22 protein-coding genes are annotated in these 19377 nt (G+C 68.2%); 16 read left to right on the top strand and 6 right to left on the bottom strand.

The window, feature by feature from the left end:
• Positions 1–123 precede the first annotated feature (123 nt).
• The 8 genes from ACJH71_RS02660 (at position 124) to ACJH71_RS02625 (ending at position 5777) form a co-directional block, all read left to right on the top strand.
• Positions 124–1485 (top strand): DUF445 domain-containing protein, encoded by a 1362-nt coding sequence (locus ACJH71_RS02660; protein WP_406756465.1) that lies wholly within the window; start codon positions 124–126, stop codon positions 1483–1485.
• Positions 1486–1572: 87 nt separating this feature from the next.
• Entirely contained in the window at positions 1573–1965 is a 393-nt protein-coding gene (locus ACJH71_RS02655) for a helix-turn-helix domain-containing protein (RefSeq protein WP_406756464.1), read from the top strand.
• 61 nt (positions 1966–2026) lie between these two features.
• Positions 2027–2638: a heparin-binding hemagglutinin gene (locus ACJH71_RS02650; RefSeq protein ID WP_406756463.1), complete on the top strand. Its 612-nt coding sequence runs from the start codon at positions 2027–2029 to the stop codon at positions 2636–2638.
• A 43-nt stretch (positions 2639–2681) separates the two neighbouring features.
• On the top strand, positions 2682–2963 hold the full coding sequence (locus tag ACJH71_RS02645) for a DUF2516 family protein (RefSeq protein ID WP_067966687.1): 282 nt from the start codon (positions 2682–2684) through the stop codon (positions 2961–2963).
• A 4-nt stretch (positions 2964–2967) separates the two neighbouring features.
• Complete coding sequence (locus ACJH71_RS02640; protein WP_406756462.1) at positions 2968–3375, top strand: DUF2599 domain-containing protein; 408 nt, start codon at positions 2968–2970, stop codon at positions 3373–3375.
• Entirely contained in the window at positions 3375–4058 is a 684-nt protein-coding gene (deoC, locus tag ACJH71_RS02635) for a deoxyribose-phosphate aldolase (protein WP_406756461.1), read from the top strand. The genes ACJH71_RS02640 and deoC overlap by 1 nt, the downstream gene beginning before the upstream one ends.
• A gap of 52 nt (positions 4059–4110) precedes the next feature.
• Entirely contained in the window at positions 4111–5271 is a 1161-nt protein-coding gene (locus tag ACJH71_RS02630) for a DUF4226 domain-containing protein (protein ID WP_406756460.1), read from the top strand.
• Entirely contained in the window at positions 5268–5777 is a 510-nt protein-coding gene (locus ACJH71_RS02625; protein ID WP_406756459.1) for a hypothetical protein, read from the top strand. Before ACJH71_RS02630 ends, ACJH71_RS02625 begins: the two co-directional genes overlap by 4 nt.
• A 4-nt stretch (positions 5778–5781) precedes the next feature.
• On the opposite strand, the gene ACJH71_RS02620 is transcribed toward ACJH71_RS02625, so the two are convergent.
• From ACJH71_RS02620 to ACJH71_RS02605, 4 genes are all read right to left on the bottom strand, one after another.
• Complete coding sequence (locus ACJH71_RS02620; protein WP_406756458.1) at positions 5782–6558, bottom strand: DUF2993 domain-containing protein; 777 nt, start codon at positions 6556–6558, stop codon at positions 5782–5784.
• 9 nt (positions 6559–6567) lie between these two features.
• Complete coding sequence (locus ACJH71_RS02615; RefSeq protein ID WP_406756582.1) at positions 6568–7506, bottom strand: DUF2993 domain-containing protein; 939 nt, start codon at positions 7504–7506, stop codon at positions 6568–6570.
• A 122-nt stretch (positions 7507–7628) separates the two neighbouring features.
• On the bottom strand, positions 7629–8447 hold the full coding sequence (locus tag ACJH71_RS02610; protein WP_406756457.1) for a carbon-nitrogen hydrolase family protein: 819 nt from the start codon (positions 8445–8447) through the stop codon (positions 7629–7631).
• 9 nt (positions 8448–8456) lie between these two features.
• Positions 8457–8978, bottom strand: a complete 522-nt coding sequence (locus ACJH71_RS02605) for a DUF2505 domain-containing protein (RefSeq protein ID WP_406756456.1) — start codon at positions 8976–8978, stop codon at positions 8457–8459.
• Between the two features lie 26 nt (positions 8979–9004).
• Between ACJH71_RS02605 and ACJH71_RS02600 the strand changes: the two genes are divergently transcribed.
• Entirely contained in the window at positions 9005–10063 is a 1059-nt protein-coding gene (locus tag ACJH71_RS02600) for a UDP-N-acetylmuramate dehydrogenase (protein ID WP_406756455.1), read from the top strand.
• Between the two features lie 16 nt (positions 10064–10079).
• Complete coding sequence (locus ACJH71_RS02595; protein WP_406756581.1) at positions 10080–11432, top strand: Ig-like domain-containing protein; 1353 nt, start codon at positions 10080–10082, stop codon at positions 11430–11432.
• Here the strand turns inward: ACJH71_RS02595 and ACJH71_RS02590 are convergent.
• A complete protein-coding gene (locus ACJH71_RS02590; protein WP_406756454.1) occupies positions 11386–12177 on the bottom strand; it encodes an SDR family NAD(P)-dependent oxidoreductase in 792 nt (263 codons plus the stop codon). The two genes, ACJH71_RS02595 and ACJH71_RS02590, sit on opposite strands and share 47 nt — an antisense overlap.
• 207 nt (positions 12178–12384) lie before the next feature.
• Here ACJH71_RS02590 and ACJH71_RS02585 point away from each other — a divergent pair, with 207 nt between their 5' ends.
• From ACJH71_RS02585 to ACJH71_RS02575, 3 genes are read left to right on the top strand one after another with little or no spacing between them, the layout of a single operon-like run.
• Complete coding sequence (locus ACJH71_RS02585) at positions 12385–13668, top strand: ROK family protein (RefSeq protein ID WP_406756453.1); 1284 nt, start codon at positions 12385–12387, stop codon at positions 13666–13668.
• Positions 13669–13690: 22 nt separating this feature from the next.
• Positions 13691–15037 carry a D-inositol-3-phosphate glycosyltransferase gene (gene mshA / locus ACJH71_RS02580; RefSeq protein WP_406756452.1) on the top strand — a complete coding sequence of 449 codons (1347 nt, stop codon included), beginning with the start codon at positions 13691–13693 and terminating at the stop codon, positions 15035–15037.
• Positions 15034–15561: a YbjN domain-containing protein gene (locus ACJH71_RS02575; protein ID WP_406756451.1), complete on the top strand. Its 528-nt coding sequence runs from the start codon at positions 15034–15036 to the stop codon at positions 15559–15561. The genes mshA and ACJH71_RS02575 overlap by 4 nt, the downstream gene beginning before the upstream one ends.
• A gap of 45 nt (positions 15562–15606) precedes the next feature.
• On the opposite strand, the gene ACJH71_RS02570 is transcribed toward ACJH71_RS02575, so the two are convergent.
• Positions 15607–16377, bottom strand: a complete 771-nt coding sequence (locus tag ACJH71_RS02570; protein WP_406756450.1) for a cutinase family protein — start codon at positions 16375–16377, stop codon at positions 15607–15609.
• 53 nt (positions 16378–16430) lie between these two features.
• Between ACJH71_RS02570 and ACJH71_RS02565 the strand changes: the two genes are divergently transcribed.
• The 3 genes from ACJH71_RS02565 (at position 16431) to ACJH71_RS02555 (ending at position 19228) form a co-directional block, all read left to right on the top strand.
• Positions 16431–17180, top strand: coding sequence for a phosphoglyceromutase (locus ACJH71_RS02565; RefSeq protein ID WP_406756449.1), 750 nt, complete (start codon positions 16431–16433; stop codon positions 17178–17180).
• A gap of 130 nt (positions 17181–17310) precedes the next feature.
• Positions 17311–18492, top strand: coding sequence for a sensor histidine kinase (locus tag ACJH71_RS02560; RefSeq protein ID WP_406756448.1), 1182 nt, complete (start codon positions 17311–17313; stop codon positions 18490–18492).
• A gap of 52 nt (positions 18493–18544) precedes the next feature.
• Entirely contained in the window at positions 18545–19228 is a 684-nt protein-coding gene (locus tag ACJH71_RS02555; RefSeq protein WP_406756447.1) for a winged helix-turn-helix domain-containing protein, read from the top strand.
• Positions 19229–19377 lie beyond the last annotated feature (149 nt).

Here is a 19377-nt window from a genome sequence, read left to right as displayed (position 1 = left end):
AATAGATAATACGGGCTGGTGCAGCAAACTTTGTGGGCCGGTAACAGTTACCGGTGGTTTGGCGAGGCTCGCCAAAGACGAGACGAAGCTGGAACCGCCGCATATGCCCGACCGCCCGCGCAGATGGCGGATGATGGTGGGGTGGTGCATCCAGAGAACCAGTCGAGTTGGCCGGGTGCCGCGCAAACGGTGCAGTCGTTGGCGGAGTCGTTCGCCGGCGCCGATCCGGGCGCGGACGCGGTTCGGTTGCGTGATCTGCGCCGGATGAAAGTGGTGGCGCTGAGCTTCCTGCTCGGCGCCACTGTGGTCTTCCTACTGTGCCGATGGGCAGCCGCCCGCGGCCTGGAGGGCGGGGCCCCCGTCTGGGTGGGCTACGTCGGCGCGGCGGCCGAGGCCGGCATGGTGGGTGCGCTGGCGGACTGGTTCGCGGTCACCGCACTGTTCAAGCATCCGCTGGGCATCCCCATTCCGCACACCGCGATCATCAAGCGCAAGAAGGACCAGCTCGGGGAGGGGTTGGGCACCTTCGTGCGGGAGAACTTCCTGTCACCGCCGGTGATCGAGACCAAGCTGCGTGACGCGCAGATCGCCGGCCGGGTGGGTAAGTGGCTCTCGGAGCCGGCGCATGCCGAGCGGGTGGCCGCTGAGACCGCGACCGTGCTGCGGGTCCTGATCGAGATGCTGCGCGACGACGACGTGCAGGAGGTGATCGACCGGATGATCGTGCAGCGCATCGCCGAGCCGCACTGGGGTCCGCCGGTTGGCCGGGTTCTGGGCTCCCTGCTGGCGGAGAACCGGCAGGAGGCGCTGATCCAGCTGCTGGCCGACCGGGCCTTCCAGTGGTCGCTGAATGCCGGTGAAGTCATCCAGCGGGTGGTGGAGCGCGATTCGCCGACCTGGTCGCCGCGGTTCGTCGACCACCTGGTCGGTGACCGCATCCACCGTGAATTGATGGATTTCACCGACAAGGTGCGGCGTAATCCTGATCACGAATTGCGGCGCAGCGCGACCCGATTCCTGTTCGAGTTCGCCGACGATCTGCAGCACGACCAGGCGACCATCGCGAAGGCCGATGCGGTCAAGGAGCAGTTGATGGCCCGCGAGGAGGTCGCCAATGCCGCGGCCACGGCCTGGCGGACGCTCAAGCGGCTGGTGCTCGAGGGTGTCGACGACCCGTCCAGCGCGCTGCGGACCCGGGTGGCCTCGACGGTGGTTCAGGTCGGAGAGTCGTTGCGCGACAAGGCCGAATTGCGCGACAAGGTCGACAACTGGATCGTGCGGGCGGCGCAACACCTGGTGGGCCACTACGGGGTGGAGATCACCGCGATCATCACCGAGACCATCGAGCGCTGGGATGCCGCCGAGGCGAGCCGGCGCATCGAACTGCACGTGGGGCGGGACTTGCAGTTCATCCGGATCAACGGGACCGTGGTCGGCGCGCTGGCCGGCCTGGCGATCTACGCCATAGCTCAACTTATGTTCTGACCTGCGCTAGCAAGTGCTTGCAAAAGTTAGCACTGGGCCGTATCGTGGCACGTGTCAGCACTCGCCAGTCCACGAAAGGGGTCACCGGTGTCGCAGGATGACAAGCTCACCGCAGTGGTCTCCACGGCTGCGGCGGATATCGGTAGCTTTATTCGGTCCCAGCGCGAAGCCGCGCAGGTGTCCATGCGTCAGCTGGCCGACAAGGCCGGCGTCAGCAACCCGTATCTGAGCCAGATCGAACGTGGACTGCGCAAGCCTTCCGCTGACGTCCTCAACCAGATCGCCAAGGCCCTAAGGGTTTCCGCCGAGGTGCTCTACGTCCGGGCGGGAATTTTGGAGCCGAGCGAGAAGAGCGAGGTCCGTGACGCCGTCATTGCCGATGCAGCGATCACGGAACGGCAAAAGCAGGTTCTGCTCGACATCTACACCTCCTTCGTCCAGCAGAACGAAGCCGACGGTGAGGAGACGCCACCTGACTGATCCTCTGTCGTTCTCCTGACCGAATTACCTACGCACGATTTCAACCCGAAAGGAACCCGACATGGCCGAGAACCCGACCATCGAAGAACTGAAGGCCCCCCTGCTCGCCGCGCTCGGCGCCGCCGACCTGGCGCTGGCCACCGTGAACGACCTCGTCGCCAACTTGCGCGATCGTGCCGGCGAAGCCCGCGAAGACGCCAGCACCCGGGTTGAGGAGAGCCGCGCTCGCCTGAACAAGCTGCAGGAGGAGCTGCCCGAGCAGCTCGCCGAACTGCGGGAGCGCTTCACCGCCGACGAGCTGCGCAAGGCCGCCGAGGGCTACGTGGAGGCTGCCAGCGACCGGTACAACGATCTGGTGGCGCGCGGTGAGGCCGCGCTGGTGCGGCTGCGCAGCCAGTCCGGTCTGGACGACGCCTCGGCGCAGGTGGAGGGCTACGTCGACCAGGCCGTCGAGCTGACCCAGGAGGTGCTGGGCAACGTCGCGTCGCAGACCCGCGAGGTCGGCGAGCGCGCCGCCAAGCTGGTCGGCATCGAGCTGCCCAAGAAGGACGAGCCCGCGCCGGCTCCGGCCAAGAAGGCTCCGGCCGCCAAGAAGGCCCCGGCCAAGAAGGCTCCGGCCAAGAAGGCTCCGGCTGCTAAGAAGGCTCCGGCCAAGAAGGTCACCCAGAAGTAGTCGCAGTTCGACGCCCGGGACGGTGCCCGCCTAGGCTTGCAGCGTGATCGCTGCGAACCTGGTGGGTACCGTCCTTGGCGTTTTGCAGATCGCCGTCTTCGCGACGTCGGTGTACGCCTTCGTCCACGCGGCGATGCAACGCTCCGACGCTTACACCGCCGCCGACAAGCTCACCAAGCCGGTCTGGCTGGTGATCCTCGGGGTGTGCGGGCTGCTGGCATTGGTGTTGCAGGTGATGGGGATGGCGATCGCGGCCTGCGCGGCCGGGGTCTACCTGGTGGACGTGCGGCCCCGACTCCTTGAGGTCCAAGGCAAGTCCCACTAGTCCCATGCCGCGTGCGTTCGTCATTGCCGCCTTGGGTGCCGCGGCCGCGGTGCTGGGTGCGGCGCCGGCCACCGCCGAGACCGGGTTGTTCGGCTATGTCGACCACACCGAGTGGGTCAGCTACGACGGCCAGTCCAGCCTGCGGGTGTATCCGACTCCCGCTGCGCGGGCGGCGGCGCTGCGGCTCGACACCGATGCCGCGGGTGAACAGGCTTGGAGCGAGGTGCTCGCCAGCGCTCCCGATGCCGATACCCCCGGCATGCGCGACCAGTTCCTCTGCCACTTCAGCTATGCCGAGTTCGCCCGACCCGGCAAGACCAGCTGGAATCTCGAGCCGTGGCGCCCCGTCGTCGACAACGTGACGATGCTCGAATCCGGATGCAATCCTGGTGCCGCCGAGGAGGCTTTCTGATGCTCACCACCCGATGGGACCGCGACCGGGTGGCCAAACTGGTCGACCACACCCTGCTCAAACCCGAAGCCACCGCGGCCCAGGTGGTCGCCGTCGTCGCCGAAGCCGCCGAGCTCGGTGTCGCCGCGGTCTGCGTATCGCCGTCCATGGTGGCCATAGCCGCTGGAGCCAACCCCTCCGGCGTCCCGATCGCCGCGGTTGCCGGCTTCCCGTCCGGCAAGCATCTGTCGGTGGTCAAAGCTCAGGAGGCGGCACTGGCCGCCGCGGACGGAGCGGCCGAGATCGACATGGTCATCGATGTCGGCGCGGCACTGGCGGGTGATTTTGCCGCGGTGGGCGGCGATATCGCGACCGTGCGCGCCGCGGTGCCCCAGGCGGTGCTCAAGGTGATCATCGAATCCGCCGCGCTGCTGGAGTTCGCCGGCGACGCGGCTGTGGTCGCTGCCTGCCGGGCCGCCGAAGACGCCGGCGCGGATTTCGTGAAGACCTCCACCGGATTCCATCCTTCCGGCGGGGCAAGCATGCACGCGGTGTCGCTGATGGCCGACACCGTCGGTGGCCGGTTGGGGGTCAAGGCCAGCGGCGGTATCCGCACAACGGCGGACGCGCTGGCCATGATCGAGGCCGGGGCGACTCGGCTGGGGTTGTCCGGCACGCGGGCGGTGCTCGACGGCCTGGGGTAGCGCGGCTTGGGTGACTACCCAAGCCGGCAGAGCGCCGATAACCTTTGCGGCTATGCCCGATGTGCGTGGTGCGTTCGCCGACGCCGCGCGTGCGCGCGAGCAGAATCTAATGCAGCGTCTCGCCACCGCGGTCGAGGTGGATCGGACTTTCGCCGAGGCGCTGGGTGGGGCCTGCCGAAAGGCGGCGTGGGGGCGCCGGCGCCTGGACGCCATTGAGGTCGAGATCAGCGACGTCGTGGCCCGACGAGGCGTACTGGGCTTGGACACCCCCGCGGGCGCTCGGCAATTCCAGGCCTTCCTGGCCACCAAGGCCAGGGAGATCCATCGGGTGGTGGACGAGGTTTCCGCTGACAGTGCGAGCAGGACGGGGACGCTGCGGTCGCTGCGGTATCCGCTGGGTGACGGCGCGCCGCTGTCTCCCCCGATCGATACGCGCGGTGGCCAACACCGGTGGACCGCCAACGATCTCTACCCTCATGACCCGACCGCCGCCGACGTGAAGCAGGACAGCGTCGGGGACTGCTATCTAGACGCCACCATGGGTGCCATCGCCAACGCCAACCCACAGTGGATTAAAGATCGCATTCAATTCGACGACCAGACGGGGACTTTCGACGTCACCCTCTGGGACGGGCGGGAGTGGAAGCATATCGGCGTCACGCAGGCCGACATCGACACCGACATCAAACACAACGGCGCGAGCTGGCTCGACAATGGCCGGCCCGATGCGGCGTTGTGGCCGACGGTGCTGGAGTCGGCGTACGCGAAACTCAAGTACCCGGGCCGGGATCTCGCCGACGCCCTCGGCAACGACGCGGGGATCGGGCAGGGTGGCTACGCCAAGGATGCGATGGAGGCGCTGACCGGCAACCGCGGCACCGTGATCAACCCGCAGAACGTCTGGTTCACCAATCAGCATATCGACCAAGCGATTTCCGGGGCGTTGGCCAATCATCAGCCGGTGACGATCTCGACTTCTCCTGAGGGAGCACCGTTGACGCAAAGTCATGTCTATGTGGTCGAAGGCATCAGCGGTACCGGCAGCGACGCCATGGTGACGCTGCGGAATCCCTGGGAAACCAATACCGGCACGCCGATCGACACCCCCGATGCGCTGGTCACCGTGCGGCTCGGCGACCTGATCGGGTCCGGGCTGCCCGGTCCCCTCGGCACGCACCCGATGGCGGGCGTCAACATCGGTTCACTCGGATGAAGGCAAGCAAGGCGATGGTGATAAGCGCAGCGGTGGTCATGGGAGCCGTCACGGTCCTTGCCGGATATGCCTTCTGGCACTACCGAAGCGCTGCACCGCCCGCGCTGGGTGACATTCGGGTGTACGCCCAGAGCGCCGACATTCCCGTCACATCGGTGCCCGATCACGCCGGCGCCGAGAAGCAGTTGCGCGAATTCGCCGACGGCATAGCGCCCGGCTACCGGGTGGCCGACGAACGGTTTCTCGCATCCGGTGTCCCACTGGTGTGGGATGCGTTGCGGCACTTCGTCGGGCCGGAGCTCGCGCCGTCCGGCTACGCGCTGACGGCGGATGGTTTCGCTACCGACTTCGCCATCGAATACAGCGTGTACGGGCACAACGGCGGGCTTCGGCGTTGGTTCAACGACGACCTGATCCTGGTCGCGGGCTTCAATCGCACCCCGGGATCCGACGCGGCCGACACCGACGCTTACCTCTACGGATACTTCCGGCTCGCCCGGAACTGACGCGTTACAACGAGTCGAAGCACTGGCTCGACGACGACCCCTGCTCGATGGCGGCATTCTGGGTCGAGAATTTCACCACCACACCGGAATCGGTGACTTGCACGCTGTCGAGGTGTATGCCCAGCGGAAGATCATTCGTCACTTTGGCGGTGAGTTCGTCGAGGCGGCGCTGCACGGTGTCGGTGTCCAGATCATGCCCCAGCGCCTCCAGGTCGACCACCTGCAGCGACAGCCCGTTGTTCACCAGCTGCGGCTTGACGGTCGCCTTGTTGAGCAGGCCCTTGAGTTGGACGGTGCCGGCGCCCGGATCGGCGGTGACACTGCCGGTGACGATGCTGCCGATCATCGGAACAACGTCTTGAATCGACTGCTTGATGCCGTCGGCCGGCCAGGTGATGGTGCCGTCCAGTGATCCGATGGTGCCCTTCGAGGCTGAAGCGTCTGAGTCCTTCTTGTCCTTGTTCAGCTTGACGTTGCGGATGTCCAGGTCGAGCTGCATGCCCTTGGCCTGCCGGATCTGGTTGCCTGCGGTCTTGACCGAGATGTGGGAGTACTCGCCGTTGAAGTACTGGGCCAGCACCGGGGGAGTGGTCCCGAAGGACACGGTGGCGCTGTCCTGCGCCTCGCATTGGACGGCGTCGGCCACCAAGGTGTTCGCGCGGTGGCGGGCGTAAAGCTCACCGCCGAGCATTCCTACCAGTGCTATTGCGAGCACCGCGGTCAAGGCCAGCATGATCGCCGGCAGGCCGGAAAACCGATGTGTGGGTCCGGGTGCGCTCATTGTGCAAGGTTACAGATGCTCGAAGCAGGGGTCATCCGTCCGCGGAATCGAGGCGTTGTGGGTGGAGAACCGCGCCACCACGCCGGTGTCGGTGACCTCAATGCCGTCGGCGCGTAGACCGAGTGGATAGCGCTTCGTAAGCTCCGTGGCGAACCTGTCCAACTCGGGCTGCAGCGATTCACGGGGCAGGGTCAGGGCGCCCAGGCCGGTCAGCTTCTGCACCTGCAGGGACAGGCCTCCGTTGACGACTTCGGGTTTGACCACAACGGTGGCCAGACCGAATGCACCCCGCAGCTCCACGGTGCCGTCGGCCGCGTTGGTCTTGAGGTCGGAGACCAGGTTGCCCAGGATCGGCACCATGTTCTGGACGGTCTCTTTGATGCCGGCCGACGGCCAGGTCAACGTCGCTTGCAGGGAACCGATGGTGCCCCGCGAGTCGCCGCTGCCGTGCAGATCGACATCGGAGATGCTCAAGTCGGCCGTCATCTGCTTGGCGTCTTTGACCTGATTTCCCGCGGTGTGGATGGAGATATTGGTGTAGTTGCCGGTGATGTGCTGCCACAGGAACGGCGGCGTCACCCCGAACGAGGCACTCGCCTTGTCGTTCACCACGCACTCGGTTGCCTTGGCCACCTTGCTGTCGCCGATACGGCGAGCGATCAGCTCGGCGCCGATCAACCCGGCCAGCGCCAGCGCGATCACTGTCACCAAGATCAGCACCAGAGCCAGCGGGTCACGCAGTACCGAAGCCGACCGCGACGGGGCAGCCGGGGCTTCGATCACGGTGGTGGGCGCCTCGCCGGCAGGTGCCGGAGGCGGCTGCGGCACCGGGTCGGTGGGCGGCGGCACGGCGCCTTGCGCGGGCGCCGGGGCCTGCGGCGGCACCGGAGGTTGTGCAGGTGCCGCGGGAATCCGGGTGGTGGCCTCTTCACGCCGACCCGCCGGCATCTGCTGGGTGGGCGAGGCGGACGGTTCCGGCGGACGGGGCGGCGTAGCGCCGCCTTGGGGCTCGGGCTGGCCGGTGGGGCGAGCCCAGGGTGACTCGTCTTGGGGAGGTCCGGGCGGATTGCTCACCCGCGCGATTCTGCCTTACCGACCTGAAGGAAGGCCGCACGATTGCCCAACACGGCCAGCGTCCGGCGGGCGGCGGAGACCGCGTCGAGGTCGACATCGCTGACCAATAGCTGCGGCGCGGCACCGGCTTCGGCGATCACCTCACCCCACGGTGAGGTGATCATGCTGTGGCCCACTCCGGTCGGCGCGCCGGAGGAATCCGCCGGACCGCCCGGGTCGGCCTGCCCGACCGCGACGACGTAGCTGGTCGAATCCAGCGCCCGAGCCCGGGCCAACAGCTCCCACTGGGACCGTTTCCCCGGGCCGGCGCCCCACGAGGCGCCGACCGCGATCAGCTGCGCGCCGCGGTCGGCCAGCTCGGTGTACAGCGCCGGGAATCGGATGTCGTAGCAGGTCGACAGTCCGACACCGACGCCGTCGACGTCGATCACCACCGGCTCGAATCCCGGTGCCACCGTGCGTGATTCGGTGAAACCGAAGGCGTCGTACAGGTGGATCTTGTGATAGTGCGTGTCGGTTCCCGGGCCGACGGCCAGCAGTGTGTTGGCGACGCGTCCATCAACGGCCGGGGTGAACATCCCCGCGACAACGGTGATCTGAGCTCGCGCGGCGACTGCGCGAACCTGCGTGGCCCACGGCCCGTCGAGCGGCTCGGCAACCGGGCCCAGCGGTACCCCGAACCGGCACATCGCCGCCTCCGGGAACACCACCAGCGACGCCCCCTGCTCGGCGGCCCGCTCGGTGTAATCGGTCACCAGTTGCAGATTCGCGGCCGGGTCGGTGCCGCTGAGTATCTGCGCACACGCAATCCGCATGGATCCAGCCTATTCCGTCGGTGTTGCGCCGCCGCGCCTCAACCACGTCGCGGTGAACCGTTGCTCGGTGGTCATCAGCTCGGCCAACTGCCCGCCGATGAAGCTTTCGATCTTGCCGCCCACCAGCGGGATATCGACCTGCACCGTCGCGGTCAGTCGCAACTCACAACCGCCGGCCGCCGGCGCCAGCACCGCGTCGCCGGACAGCTTGGCCGGTGCACCGACGACCTTGCCGGTCACCTGGGCGTGGGCCTTCCCGTCGTGCACCGGACGCCATGTCTCATGCCGTGCCACGTCCAGGTTGCCGGGATGGAACTGGGCCGCCAGCGCGGGCAACTTCTCCCGGTGAATGCCCTGGGTGGTGGCGACGTCGACGCCGCCATCGGGGCCGACGGTCATCGAGTCCAACGCCACGACATCGGCTCCGGAGTCGGCCAGCCGGGCCCGCCAGTAGTGCTCGTCGGCGAAGACTGCGTACACCTGCTCGACGGTTGCCGGGTAGTGCTCGGAGAGCGTGAATGTACGCGGCATAGCTGGTCACGCTACCGTTACCGGCCGTGGCGGGTTCCGAGTTCGCGGGCGCGCGTGTCGCTGAGGCGGTACCGCTGGCGCCGTTGACCACCCTGCGGGTGGGACCGGTCGCCCGACGCGTCATCACCTGCACCGACACCGAGCAGATCGTGGCAACGCTGGGCGAACTCGACACGGCCGGTGACCGCCCGCTGCTGCTGGCGGGGGGCTCGAACGTGCTGATCGCCGACGACCTCGAGGACCTGACCGTGGTGGTGCTGGCCAATGCCGGCATCACCATCGACGGCAATCTGCTGCGGGCCGAAGCGGGCGCGGTCTGGGACGACGTCGTCGCGTACGCGGTCGCTGCGAACCTGGGCGGGCTGGAGTGTTTGTCGGGCATTCCCGGCTCGGCCGGCGCCACCCCGGTACAGAACGTCGGGGCCTACGGTGTGGAGGTTGCCGACCGCCTGACCCGGGTTCTGCTGCTGGATCGACGCACCGGCGAGGTGCGCTGGACACCGGCGGCCGAGTTGGGGCTGGGCTACCGCACCAGTGTGCTCAAGCACTCGGATGCGGCGGTGGTGCTGGAGGTGGAATTCGAACTGGACGCGGGCGGGCGCAGCGCGCCGTTGCGGTACGGCGAGTTGACCGCCGCGCTGCAGGCCGCCGACGGCGAGCGGGCCGACCCGGCTGCGGTCCGCGCTGCGGTGCTCGCGCTACGGGCGGCAAAGGGCATGGTGCTCGACGCGAGCGATCACGACACCTGGAGTGTTGGCTCGTTCTTTACCAATCCGGTAGTGCCCCAAGATGTCTACCGCACCCTGGCGGATCGGGAGAGCGGCTCGGTGCCGCACTGGGAAGCCCCCGGCGGCGTGAAGTTGGCGGCCGGTTGGCTGGTGGAGCGGGCCGGTTTCGGCAAGGGCTATCCGGGTGCGGGGGCGAGTGCCCGACTGTCCACGAAACATGCGTTGGCGTTGACCAATCGGGGCGGCGCCACCTCCGCCGACATTGTGGGCCTGGCTCGCGTCGTGCGGGACGGGGTGCACGAGGCGTTCGGCATCACCTTGCATCCCGAGCCGGTGCTCGTCGGGTGCGCGCTGTAAACCAGGTGTAAGCAGCATCGCAGGTGGTCAGGCGGCTGGGCCGGTATCTTGGAATGCCGTGACCCTGAACCGGCGACGTGCATTGGCTGCGCTGGCTGCCGGGGTTGTGGCGCCGACCACTCTGGCGGGATGTTTCGGCCGGCCCGGGACGAGCGCCGAGAAGGCGCCGCAGTCTGCGCCCGCCCTCACGTTCGAGCCCGCCCTGGAACACGGAACGGTGGCCGACGTGCTGCCCACCGCTGCCGTCGCCGTCACGGTCCGCGACGGCTGGTTTCAACGGGTTGCGCTGACCAGCCCGGCCGGCAAGGTGCTCGCCGGGACCTTCAATCGGGAGCGCACGCGCTACACCGTCACCGAACCGCTGGGCTATGACTCGGTCTACACCTGGAGCGGGTCGGTGGTGGGCCACGACGGCAACGCCGTGCCGGTCACCGGCAGCATCACCACGGTCGCGCCCACCGCCGTCATCGATGGCGGCTTTCAGCTGGCCGATGGCCAGACGGTAGGGGTCGCCGCGCCGGTGATCCTGCAGTTCGACGGACCGATCGCCGACAAGGCTGCTGTCGAGCGGGCCCTGACCGTCGTCACCGAGCCGCCGGTGCAAGGCGGCTGGGCCTGGTTGCCCGACGAGGTGCAGGGCGCCCGGGTGCACTGGCGCAGCCGCGACTATTTCCCGGCTGGAACCACCGTCCGAGTCAGCGCCAAGCTGTACGGCCTGGCGTTCGGCGACGGCGCCTACGGGGCACAGGACATGTCGCTGGACTTCTCTATCGGACGGCGTCAGCTGGTGCGCGCCGAAGTCTCCTCGCACCGCATACAGGTGATCCGCGACGAGGGCGTGATCATGGACTTCCCCTGCAGCTACGGGGAAGCCGACAAGCCGCGCAACGTCACCCGCAACGGCATCCACGTGGTGAGCGAGAAGTACGCGGACTTCTACATGTCCAACCCGGCCGCCGGCTACAGCAACATCCATGAGCGCTGGGCGGTCCGCATCTCCAACAACGGCGAGTTCATCCACGCCAACCCGGCCAGTGCGGGCGCTCAGGGCAACACCAATGTCACCAACGGCTGCATCAACTTGTCCACAGACGACGCCGAGCAGTACTTCCACAGCGCGATCTACGGCGACCCCGTCGAAGTGACCGGCAGCTCGATCGAGCTGTCCTACGCCGACGGGGATATCTGGGACTGGGCGGTGGACTGGGACACCTGGGTCTCGATGTCGGCGTTGTCGAATTCCGAACCACCCCGGACCTCGCTGCCCAGCACCGCGCCGGCCACCCCGACCGACGCGCCGACACTGTCGGGCACGCCCACGACTACGACGAGCCCGAGTCCGAATCCGAGTCCGCCACCCGGCGGTTAGCCCGGGTCGCCGATGCCTGGTCGCGGGGACGGATGACGATCTGGTCGAGGTCGACGTGTGGCGGCCGGGAGGCCACGAACCCGATCACCTCGGCGATGTCGGCCGCCGTCAGCGGGGTCAGACCGGAATAGACGGCGTCGGCCCGCTCCCGGTCCCCGCCGAAACGCACCAGGGAGAACTCGGTGTCCACCATCCCGGGGGCGATCTCGGTGAGCCGCACCGGCTTTCCCAGCAGTTCGCCCCGCAGCGTGCGGTGCAGTGCGCTCTGGGCGTGTTTAGCTGAGGTGTAGCCGGCGCCACCGTCATAGATCTCGAACGCCGCGATCGAGGTCACCGTGATCACCAGGCCGTCACCGGAGGCGACCAGTTTCGGCAGCAACGCGCGTGTCACATGCAGGGTGCCCAGCACGTTGGTCTCCCACATCCAGCGCCAGTGATCGAGGTCGGCCGCCTCCACCGATGCCAGTCCTTTGGCTCCGCCGGCATTGTTGACCAGCACATTGATCGAACCGGCGACCTGGTCGCACGCCTCGGCCAGTGCGTCGACGGCGACCGGGTCAGTGACATCCGTCACTACCGCGGTACCGCCGATCTCCTCGGCCAGCGCGGCGAGCCGATCGGCGCGACGAGCCACGACGATGACGTGAAAACCTTGTCCGGCAAGAGTTCTCGCGGTCGCCTCGCCGATGCCCGAGCTGGCTCCGGTGACCACGGCAATGCGCTGATCGCGCGCAGATGTCGTCATCGCCACAACCTTAGTGATCGTGATAGATTCTCAGCTATGTCTCGCAGTGCCCGCTTTCTGACAGCGGTCTGTCTGGTCGCCCACGGCGCGTGTTGTCGCGCATGTTGCTGCGCCTGACCTGCTGCGAGTAGCGCTCCTTAGGAGAATCCGCCGGGTCGTAGGCGTAAACGGCCCGTATTGGGATTTTTCTCCAGACAAGGACATCGCGTGCGTACTACCTCTCTCACCGCTCACCTGGCCAGCCACCGGAACGGCCGGCTCCGCTCCCACCCGCGCGTGGTAGCCCCGGCCCTGCAACTGGCCGACAGTGCCGGTGCCGAAGTCTTCGCCGCGGTACGCCAGCACGGCCCGGTCGCCCGTGAGGCCATCGCCGGCGCCACCTCGCTGAGCGTCGCCACCGTCAACCGCCAGGTCAGTGCCCTGCTGGAAGCCGGATTGCTGCTGGAGCGTGCCGACTTGGCCACGTCCGGGGCGATCGGGCGGCCGCGTCGGCCGGTGGTGGTCAACCACGAACCGTTCCTCACCCTGGGCCTGCACATCGGGGCCAAGACCACCAGCATCGTGGCCACCGACCTGCTCGGCCGCACCCTGGACGTCGTCGAGACCCCGACCCCGAACAATGGTGCGACGGCGGCGCTGGCGTCGCTGGCGGCCAGCGCCAGCCGGTATCTGACCCGCTGGCAGAAGCGCCGGCCGCTGTGGGTCGGGGTGGCGACCGGTGGCGCGGTGGACGGGGCCACAGGCCATGTCGATCACCCGCGGCTGGGCTGGACCGCGGCGCCGGTCGGGCCGGTGCTGGCCGAGGAGCTGGGCCTGCCGGTGTCGGTGGCCTCCCACGTGGACGCGATGGCCGGGGCGGAACTGCTGTTCGGGGTGCGGCGGCCGACGGCGAACAGCACCACCAGCCTTTACGTCTATGCCCGGGAAACGGTCGGCTACGCCCTGGTGATCGGCGGGCGGGTGCACAGCCCGGCCAGCGGTCCCGGCACGATCGCCGGCCTGCCGGTGTATTCGGAGCTGCTCGGGGGCTCCGGGCATCTGGAATCAACCGTCAGCGATGAGGCGGTGCTGGCCGCGGCTCGCCGGCTACGGCTCCTTCCGGAGGGCAGCGGGGCGGTGTCGGCGGCGGTGACCACTCTGGTGCGCGAGGCGCGCGGCGGCGACCAGCGGGCGGTGGCACTGCTGACCGAGCGGGCCCGTGCGCTGGGCGAAGCGGTGGCGCTGTTGCGTGACGTACTCAACCCCGATGACCTGGTGGTCGGCGGCCAGGGGTTCACCGAATACCCGGAGGGCATGGCCGAGGTGGAGCGGGCGTTCACGCAGCGTTCGGTGCTGTCGGGACGGAGCCTGCGGGTGACCGCGTTCGGCAACCGGGTCCAGGAAGCCGGTGCCGGCACGGTGTCACTGGGCGGGCTCTACGCCGATCCGGTCGGCGCGATGCGCCGCTCCCGCGGTCCGGTCGCCCGCGTGGTCCCGGACGTGTCCGCCTGATCGGACCTGTAAAGATGGCGGGGTGGGCTATGGCATCGGAGGGGGCGGAGGCATCCGATCCGACGTGCACCGGGTAGCGCTGCTGTCGGTACACACCTCGCCGCTGGCTCAACCCGGCACCGGCGATGCCGGCGGAATGAACGTCTACGTCCTGCAGAGCGCGCTGCATCTGGCGCGCCGCGGGGTGGCCGTGGAAGTGTTCACCCGCGCCACGTCGTCGGCCGATCCGCCGGTGGCCCACGTCGCGCCCGGCGTCCTGGTGCGCAACGTGGTGGCCGGGCCGTTCGAGGGTCTGGACAAGAACGACCTGCCCACTCAGCTGTGCGCGTTCGCCGCCGGGGTGCTGCGCGCCGAGGCAGCCCACGAGCCCGGTTACTACGACGTCGTGCATTCGCACTACTGGCTGTCGGGTCAGGTCGGCTGGTTGGCTGCGGATCGGTGGGCGGTGCCGCTGGTGCACACCGCACACACCCTGGCCGGGGTGAAGAACGCCGCCCTGGCCGCCGGGGACACCCCGGAGCCGCCGCTGCGCACGGTCGGTGAGCAGCAGGTCGTCGATGCCGCGGACCGGTTGATCGTCAACACCGACGACGAAGCGCAGCAACTCATCGCACTGCACGAGGCGGACCCGCGCCGGATCGACGTGGCGCACCCGGGCGTCGACCTGCAGGTGTTCCGGCCCGGCGACAAGCTGGTGGCCCGGGAGGCGTTGGGGTTGTCGCCGACCGAACCGATCGTGGCGTTCGTCGGCCGGATCCAGCCGCTCAAGGCGCCCGACGTCCTGCTGCGGGCGGCCGCGAAACTGCCCGGGGTTCGTGTGGTGGTGGCCGGCGGACCATCGGGCAGCAGCGGATTGGCGGCGCCGGGCGGTCTGGTTCGGCTGGCGGCCGAACTGGGTATCAGTGACCGGGTGACGTTCCTGCCGCCGCAGTCCCGCGAGGATCTGGCGACGCTGTTCCAGGCCGCCGACCTGGTGGCGGTGCCCAGTTACTCCGAATCGTTCGGTCTGGTCGCGTTGGAGGCACAGGCGTGCGGGACGCCGGTGGTCGCCGCGGCCGTCGGTGGATTGCCGGTGGCGGTGCGCGACGGGGTCACCGGGCGACTGGTCGACGGGCACGGGATCGAGGCGTGGGCGAGCGCCCTCGACGAGCTGCTGCGGCTGAGTTCCGGGCCCCGCGGTTGGGCGATGCGCCGGGCCGCGGTCAGCCACGCGACGCAGTTCTCCTGGGAGCGCACCGTGGACGCCCAGTTGGCCAGCTACACCCATGCGATCGAAGACTTCGGCTCGGCCCGGGGTGGGCGGATGCGGGTGCTCGGAGCGACGCGCCGGCCCCGCCGCTGGCCGACTCGGCGCGGGGCACGCGCGTGAACCGCGGCGACGTCCAGGAGCTCATCGAGAGCACGCTGCAGGCGGCCGAGCTGACCTACTCGCCGACGCCGGGCTCCCACGGCGGGCTGCCGGGGCTGATCGTGGAATTGCCCGGCGAGCGCAAACTCAAGACCAACACCATCCTCAGCATCGGCGAGCACTCGGTGCGCGTGGAGGCGTTCGTCTGTCGTCAGCCCGACGAGAACCACGCCGGGGTCTACCGCTACCTGCTCAAGCGCAACCGCCGGCTGTACGGGGTGGCCTACACCTTGGACAACGTCGGCGACATCTACCTGGTCGGCCGGATGGCGCTGACGTCGGTGACCGCCGAGGAGATCGACCGGGTGCTCGGGCAGGTGCTCGAAGCCGTCGACTTCGACTTCAATACGTTGCTGGAGTTGGGATTTGCCACCTCGATCCAGAAGGAATGGGAGTGGCGGGTGTCCACCGGGCAGTCGCTGAAGAACCTGCGGGCGTTCGAGCATTTGATCGACAGCGACGGTGACGCCGACAACGCAGGTTGAAGCACTGCGGGTATTGCGACGGGTTCTGGTCTCGTCAGCGACCGATCAGTGCAGGGTGACGCCTCGATCTGAGTTGGTTTCGATGCGGCGGGCGGCGAACGCCGCGGCATCGGCCGGCATGCCGTTCGTCGGGTAATCCATATGCCCGAGCGGGAGGCCGTCGGTGCCGTCGCAGACGGCGTCATTGTGAGCGCAATACTCGCGGGTATTGGCCGCGTAGAGCGGGCCGACCCTGACCTGCGGCGCGTCGTAGCGCCGGATGAACGTGGCCGACGGCTTCCCGAACAGGATCACCGCCGCGACGTGGTCGGCCACCACCTCAGGCATCGGTCGCGGTAGATCCGGCACCAGCTCGTCCGGCAACCCGGCCGGCACCGACTGCGCTGTCGCATAGCCGGTGACGGCCGCGCCCTGGGAGTAGCCGCCCAGCACGATCTGGGTATCCGGACAGTCCAGCGCCGTCCACTCGATGTGGCTGACCTCGTCGCGGATCCCGGCGATCACGCTTCGGTCGAAATCGAGACCGCTGGAAAAACCGCTGGCGGCGGCGTAGTTGACCGGATACACCACCATCGACCGATCGGTGAGCGCGGAGCGCAGGGCGTCGACGAATGCCTGCCCGACCTTGCCGACGCCGGGCGGCTCGTCGCTACCGCGGGCGAAGATCACCTCGACGTCGGCGCACGGCTTGGCGGCCGCTTCCGGAGATGCCACGGTCAGCCCCACCGCCGCGATCGTCAGCAGTGCGGCGGCGAGGAGGTGGCGGACCGGCCGCAAGCAAGGAAGCTGCACCAGCACACCCCCGATCCCGGTCACCGGACCTTCCTTCGAAGGTAACCCGCATTGGTGCCCGTGAGACACTGACGCCCATGTCTGACACTGCCACCCTGGTGCTGCTGCGCCACGGCGAAAGCGAATGGAACGCCAGCAACCAGTTCACCGGTTGGATGGACGTCAACCTGACCGACAAGGGCCGTACCGAGGCAGTCCGTGCCGGTGAGTTGCTGGTTGAGCACAACCTGCTGCCGGACGTGCTCTACACCTCGCTACTGCGCCGGGCGATCACCACCGCGAACCTGGCGCTGGACGCCGCTGACCGGCACTGGATCCCGGTGCACCGCACCTGGCGGCTCAACGAGCGCCACTACGGCGCGTTGCAGGGCCTGGACAAGGCCGCCACCAAAGCGCGCTACGGCGACGACCAGTTCATGACGTGGCGGCGCAGCTACGACACTCCGCCGCCGCCGATCGAGGCCGGCAGCCGCTACAGCCAGGACACCGATGCCCGTTACGCCGACATCGGCGGCGGCCCGCTGACCGAATGCCTGGCCGACGTGGTGGCGCGCTTCCTGCCGTACTTCACCGATGTCGTCATCCCGGACCTGCGGTGCGGCAAGACGGTGATGATCGCGGCGCACGGCAACTCGTTGCGGGCGCTGGTGAAATACCTCGACGGAATGTCCGACGAGGACGTGGTCGGGCTGAACATCCCGACCGGCATCCCGTTGCGCTACGACTTGGATGCCGACCTGCGCCCGAAGGTTGCCGGCGGCGTCTATCTGGACCCGGAGGCGGCCGCCGCCGGGGCGGCAGCGGTGGCCAGCCAGGGCGCCAAGTAGCGGTTTTAGGCTCGCCCAGTGTGAATACAGGGTGGAGCCCGGGTGAAATCTTCGCGTTGAATTCACATTCGGCGCACGTCACGGTCGAACGCTGGTCAGCTCACGGTGCCGGACTGCGTACGATTTTGCCGTGGCTGCGACCTCGGCGCTGACGCTTGCTGCAGCGTCGGCGATTCCTGCCCTGGCGGCGGGCGTGGCGGCCGGCGTTTGGCTGTCGCCGCGGCTGGCTGAGCGGCGCCGCAAGGCGGCGACCGAACGGTCCGGGATCACCGTCGCGGAGATGCTGCAGCAGATCGTTTCGCACGCCTCGCTGGGGATCGCGGTCGTCGACTCCCACCGCGACGTCGTCTACCTCAACGAGCGCGCCACCGAGCTGGGACTGGTGCACGGCCGGTTGCTCGACGACGAGGCCTGGGTGGCCGCACAACGCGCGCTGGCCGGCGACGAGGAAGTCGTCTTCGACCTGACGGTGGCCAAGCGGGCGCCCGGGGCCACCCGGTCGGATCTGTCCGCGGTGCGCGGCTATGCCCGCATGCTGTCGGAGGAGGACCGCCGGTTCGCGGTGGTGATCGTCGACGATCAGTCCGAGCAGGCCCGCATGGAGGCCAGCCGGCGCGACTTCGTGGCCAACGTCAGCCATGAACTCAAGACCCCGGTGGGGGCGATGGGGCTGCTCGCCGAAGCACTGCTGGCGTCGGCCGACGACCCCGAAGCGGTGCGGCCGTTCGCCGAGCGAGTGCTGGTGGAGGCCAACCGGCTCGCCAGCATGATCGGTGAGTTGATCGAACTGTCCCGGTTGCAGGGCGCCGACCCACTGCCGGACCTGGGCGTCGTCGACGTCGACGCGGTGGTCAACGAGGCGATCTCCCGGCACAAGGTGGCCGCCGACAACGCCGAGATCACCATCACCACCGATGCCCCTAGCGGGCTGCGTGTGCTCGGCGACGAACCACTGCTGGTCACCGCGCTGGCCAACCTGGTGTCCAATGCGATCGCCTACTCACCGCACGGTTCACCGGTTTCGATCAGCCGGCGTCGCCGGGAAGGGGTCATCGAGATCGCCGTGACCGACCGTGGCATCGGCATTGCGCCCAAGGATCAGCAGCGCGTGTTCGAACGGTTCTTCCGCAGCGACAAGGCCCGCTCGCGGGCCACCGGGGGCACCGGGCTGGGGTTGGCGATCGTCAAGCACGTGGCGGCCAACCACAACGGCACCATCACGTTGTGGAGCCAGCCGGGCACCGGTTCGACGTTTACCTTGGCGATTCCCGCATACCAAGGCAGTGTGGACCCAGAGAAGGAGGAGCAGTGATGAGACCCACTGTCGATGACGCAGAGGGTAGCTACGGGGAGGGACGGCGTCGATGACACATGTCTTGATCGTTGAGGACGAGGAATCACTGGCCGACCCGTTGGCATTTTTGCTGCGTAAAGAGGGTTTCGAGGCCACCGTGGTGGGCGACGGAACCGCCGCCCTGGCTGAATTCGACCGGGCCGGCGCCGACATCGTGCTGCTGGATCTGATGTTGCCGGGGATGTCGGGCACCGACGTCTGCAAGCAGCTGCGCGCGCGTTCGAGTGTGCCGGTGATTATGGTCACTGCCCGCGACAGCGAGATCGACAAGGTCGTCGGCCTGGAATTGGGCGCCGACGACTACGTGACGAAGCCGTATTCGGCCCGCGAGCTGATCGCCCGGATCCGGGCGGTGCTGCGCCGCGGCGGTGACGACGAGGGCGGCGTGGGCGAGGGTGTGCTGGAGTCCGGCCCGGTGCGCATGGACGTCGAACGGCACGTCGTCATGGTGAACGGCGAGCAGATTACCTTGCCGCTCAAGGAGTTCGACCTGCTCGAATACCTGATGCGCAACACCGGCCGCGTGCTGACCCGCGGCCAGTTGATCGACCGGGTCTGGGGTGCGGATTACGTCGGCGACACCAAGACATTGGATGTCCACGTCAAACGACTTCGGTCCAAGATCGAGTCCGATCCTGCCAATCCGGTGCACCTGGTTACCGTGCGCGGACTCGGGTACAAGCTGGAGGGCTGAATCCGCGGCACTCCCCGGTAGCCCCTTGGTGGGGTCTCCTAACTTGCTCGGCGGGGTCGTCGTCGCCGAAAATTACGCGAATTGGACGTCCGACTTCTTAAGGTAACCTTAATCAAGGTTGCCTGTGGGAATCCTTGGGCCCAATCCAC

It is taken from the genome of Mycobacterium sp. SMC-15, assembly GCF_045310925.1.
In the GTDB taxonomy this organism is placed as follows: domain Bacteria; phylum Actinomycetota; class Actinomycetes; order Mycobacteriales; family Mycobacteriaceae; genus Mycobacterium.
This window is presented reverse-complemented; position numbering and strand designations above follow the sequence as displayed.

Excerpts from the sequence above, each read along its gene's own strand:
- ACJH71_RS02660 (WP_406756465.1), top strand. The coding sequence starts at position 124 with ATGGCGGATGATGGTGGGGTGGTGCATCCAGAGAACCAGTCGAGTTGG.
- ACJH71_RS02650 (WP_406756463.1), top strand. The coding sequence starts at position 2,027 with ATGGCCGAGAACCCGACCATCGAAGAACTGAAGGCCCCCCTGCTCGCC.
- ACJH71_RS02640 (WP_406756462.1), top strand. The coding sequence starts at position 2,968 with ATGCCGCGTGCGTTCGTCATTGCCGCCTTGGGTGCCGCGGCCGCGGTG.
- deoC (WP_406756461.1), top strand. The coding sequence starts at position 3,375 with ATGCTCACCACCCGATGGGACCGCGACCGGGTGGCCAAACTGGTCGAC.
- ACJH71_RS02630 (WP_406756460.1), top strand. The coding sequence starts at position 4,111 with ATGCCCGATGTGCGTGGTGCGTTCGCCGACGCCGCGCGTGCGCGCGAG.
- ACJH71_RS02625 (WP_406756459.1), top strand. The coding sequence starts at position 5,268 with ATGAAGGCAAGCAAGGCGATGGTGATAAGCGCAGCGGTGGTCATGGGA.
- ACJH71_RS02620 (WP_406756458.1), bottom strand. The coding sequence starts at position 6,558 with ATGAGCGCACCCGGACCCACACATCGGTTTTCCGGCCTGCCGGCGATC.
- ACJH71_RS02615 (WP_406756582.1), bottom strand. The coding sequence starts at position 7,506 with ATGCCGGCGGGTCGGCGTGAAGAGGCCACCACCCGGATTCCCGCGGCA.
- ACJH71_RS02610 (WP_406756457.1), bottom strand. The coding sequence starts at position 8,447 with ATGCGGATTGCGTGTGCGCAGATACTCAGCGGCACCGACCCGGCCGCG.
- ACJH71_RS02605 (WP_406756456.1), bottom strand. The coding sequence starts at position 8,978 with ATGCCGCGTACATTCACGCTCTCCGAGCACTACCCGGCAACCGTCGAG.
- ACJH71_RS02590 (WP_406756454.1), bottom strand. The coding sequence starts at position 12,177 with ATGACGACATCTGCGCGCGATCAGCGCATTGCCGTGGTCACCGGAGCC.
- ACJH71_RS02565 (WP_406756449.1), top strand. The coding sequence starts at position 16,431 with ATGTCTGACACTGCCACCCTGGTGCTGCTGCGCCACGGCGAAAGCGAA.
- ACJH71_RS02555 (WP_406756447.1), top strand. The coding sequence starts at position 18,545 with ATGACACATGTCTTGATCGTTGAGGACGAGGAATCACTGGCCGACCCG.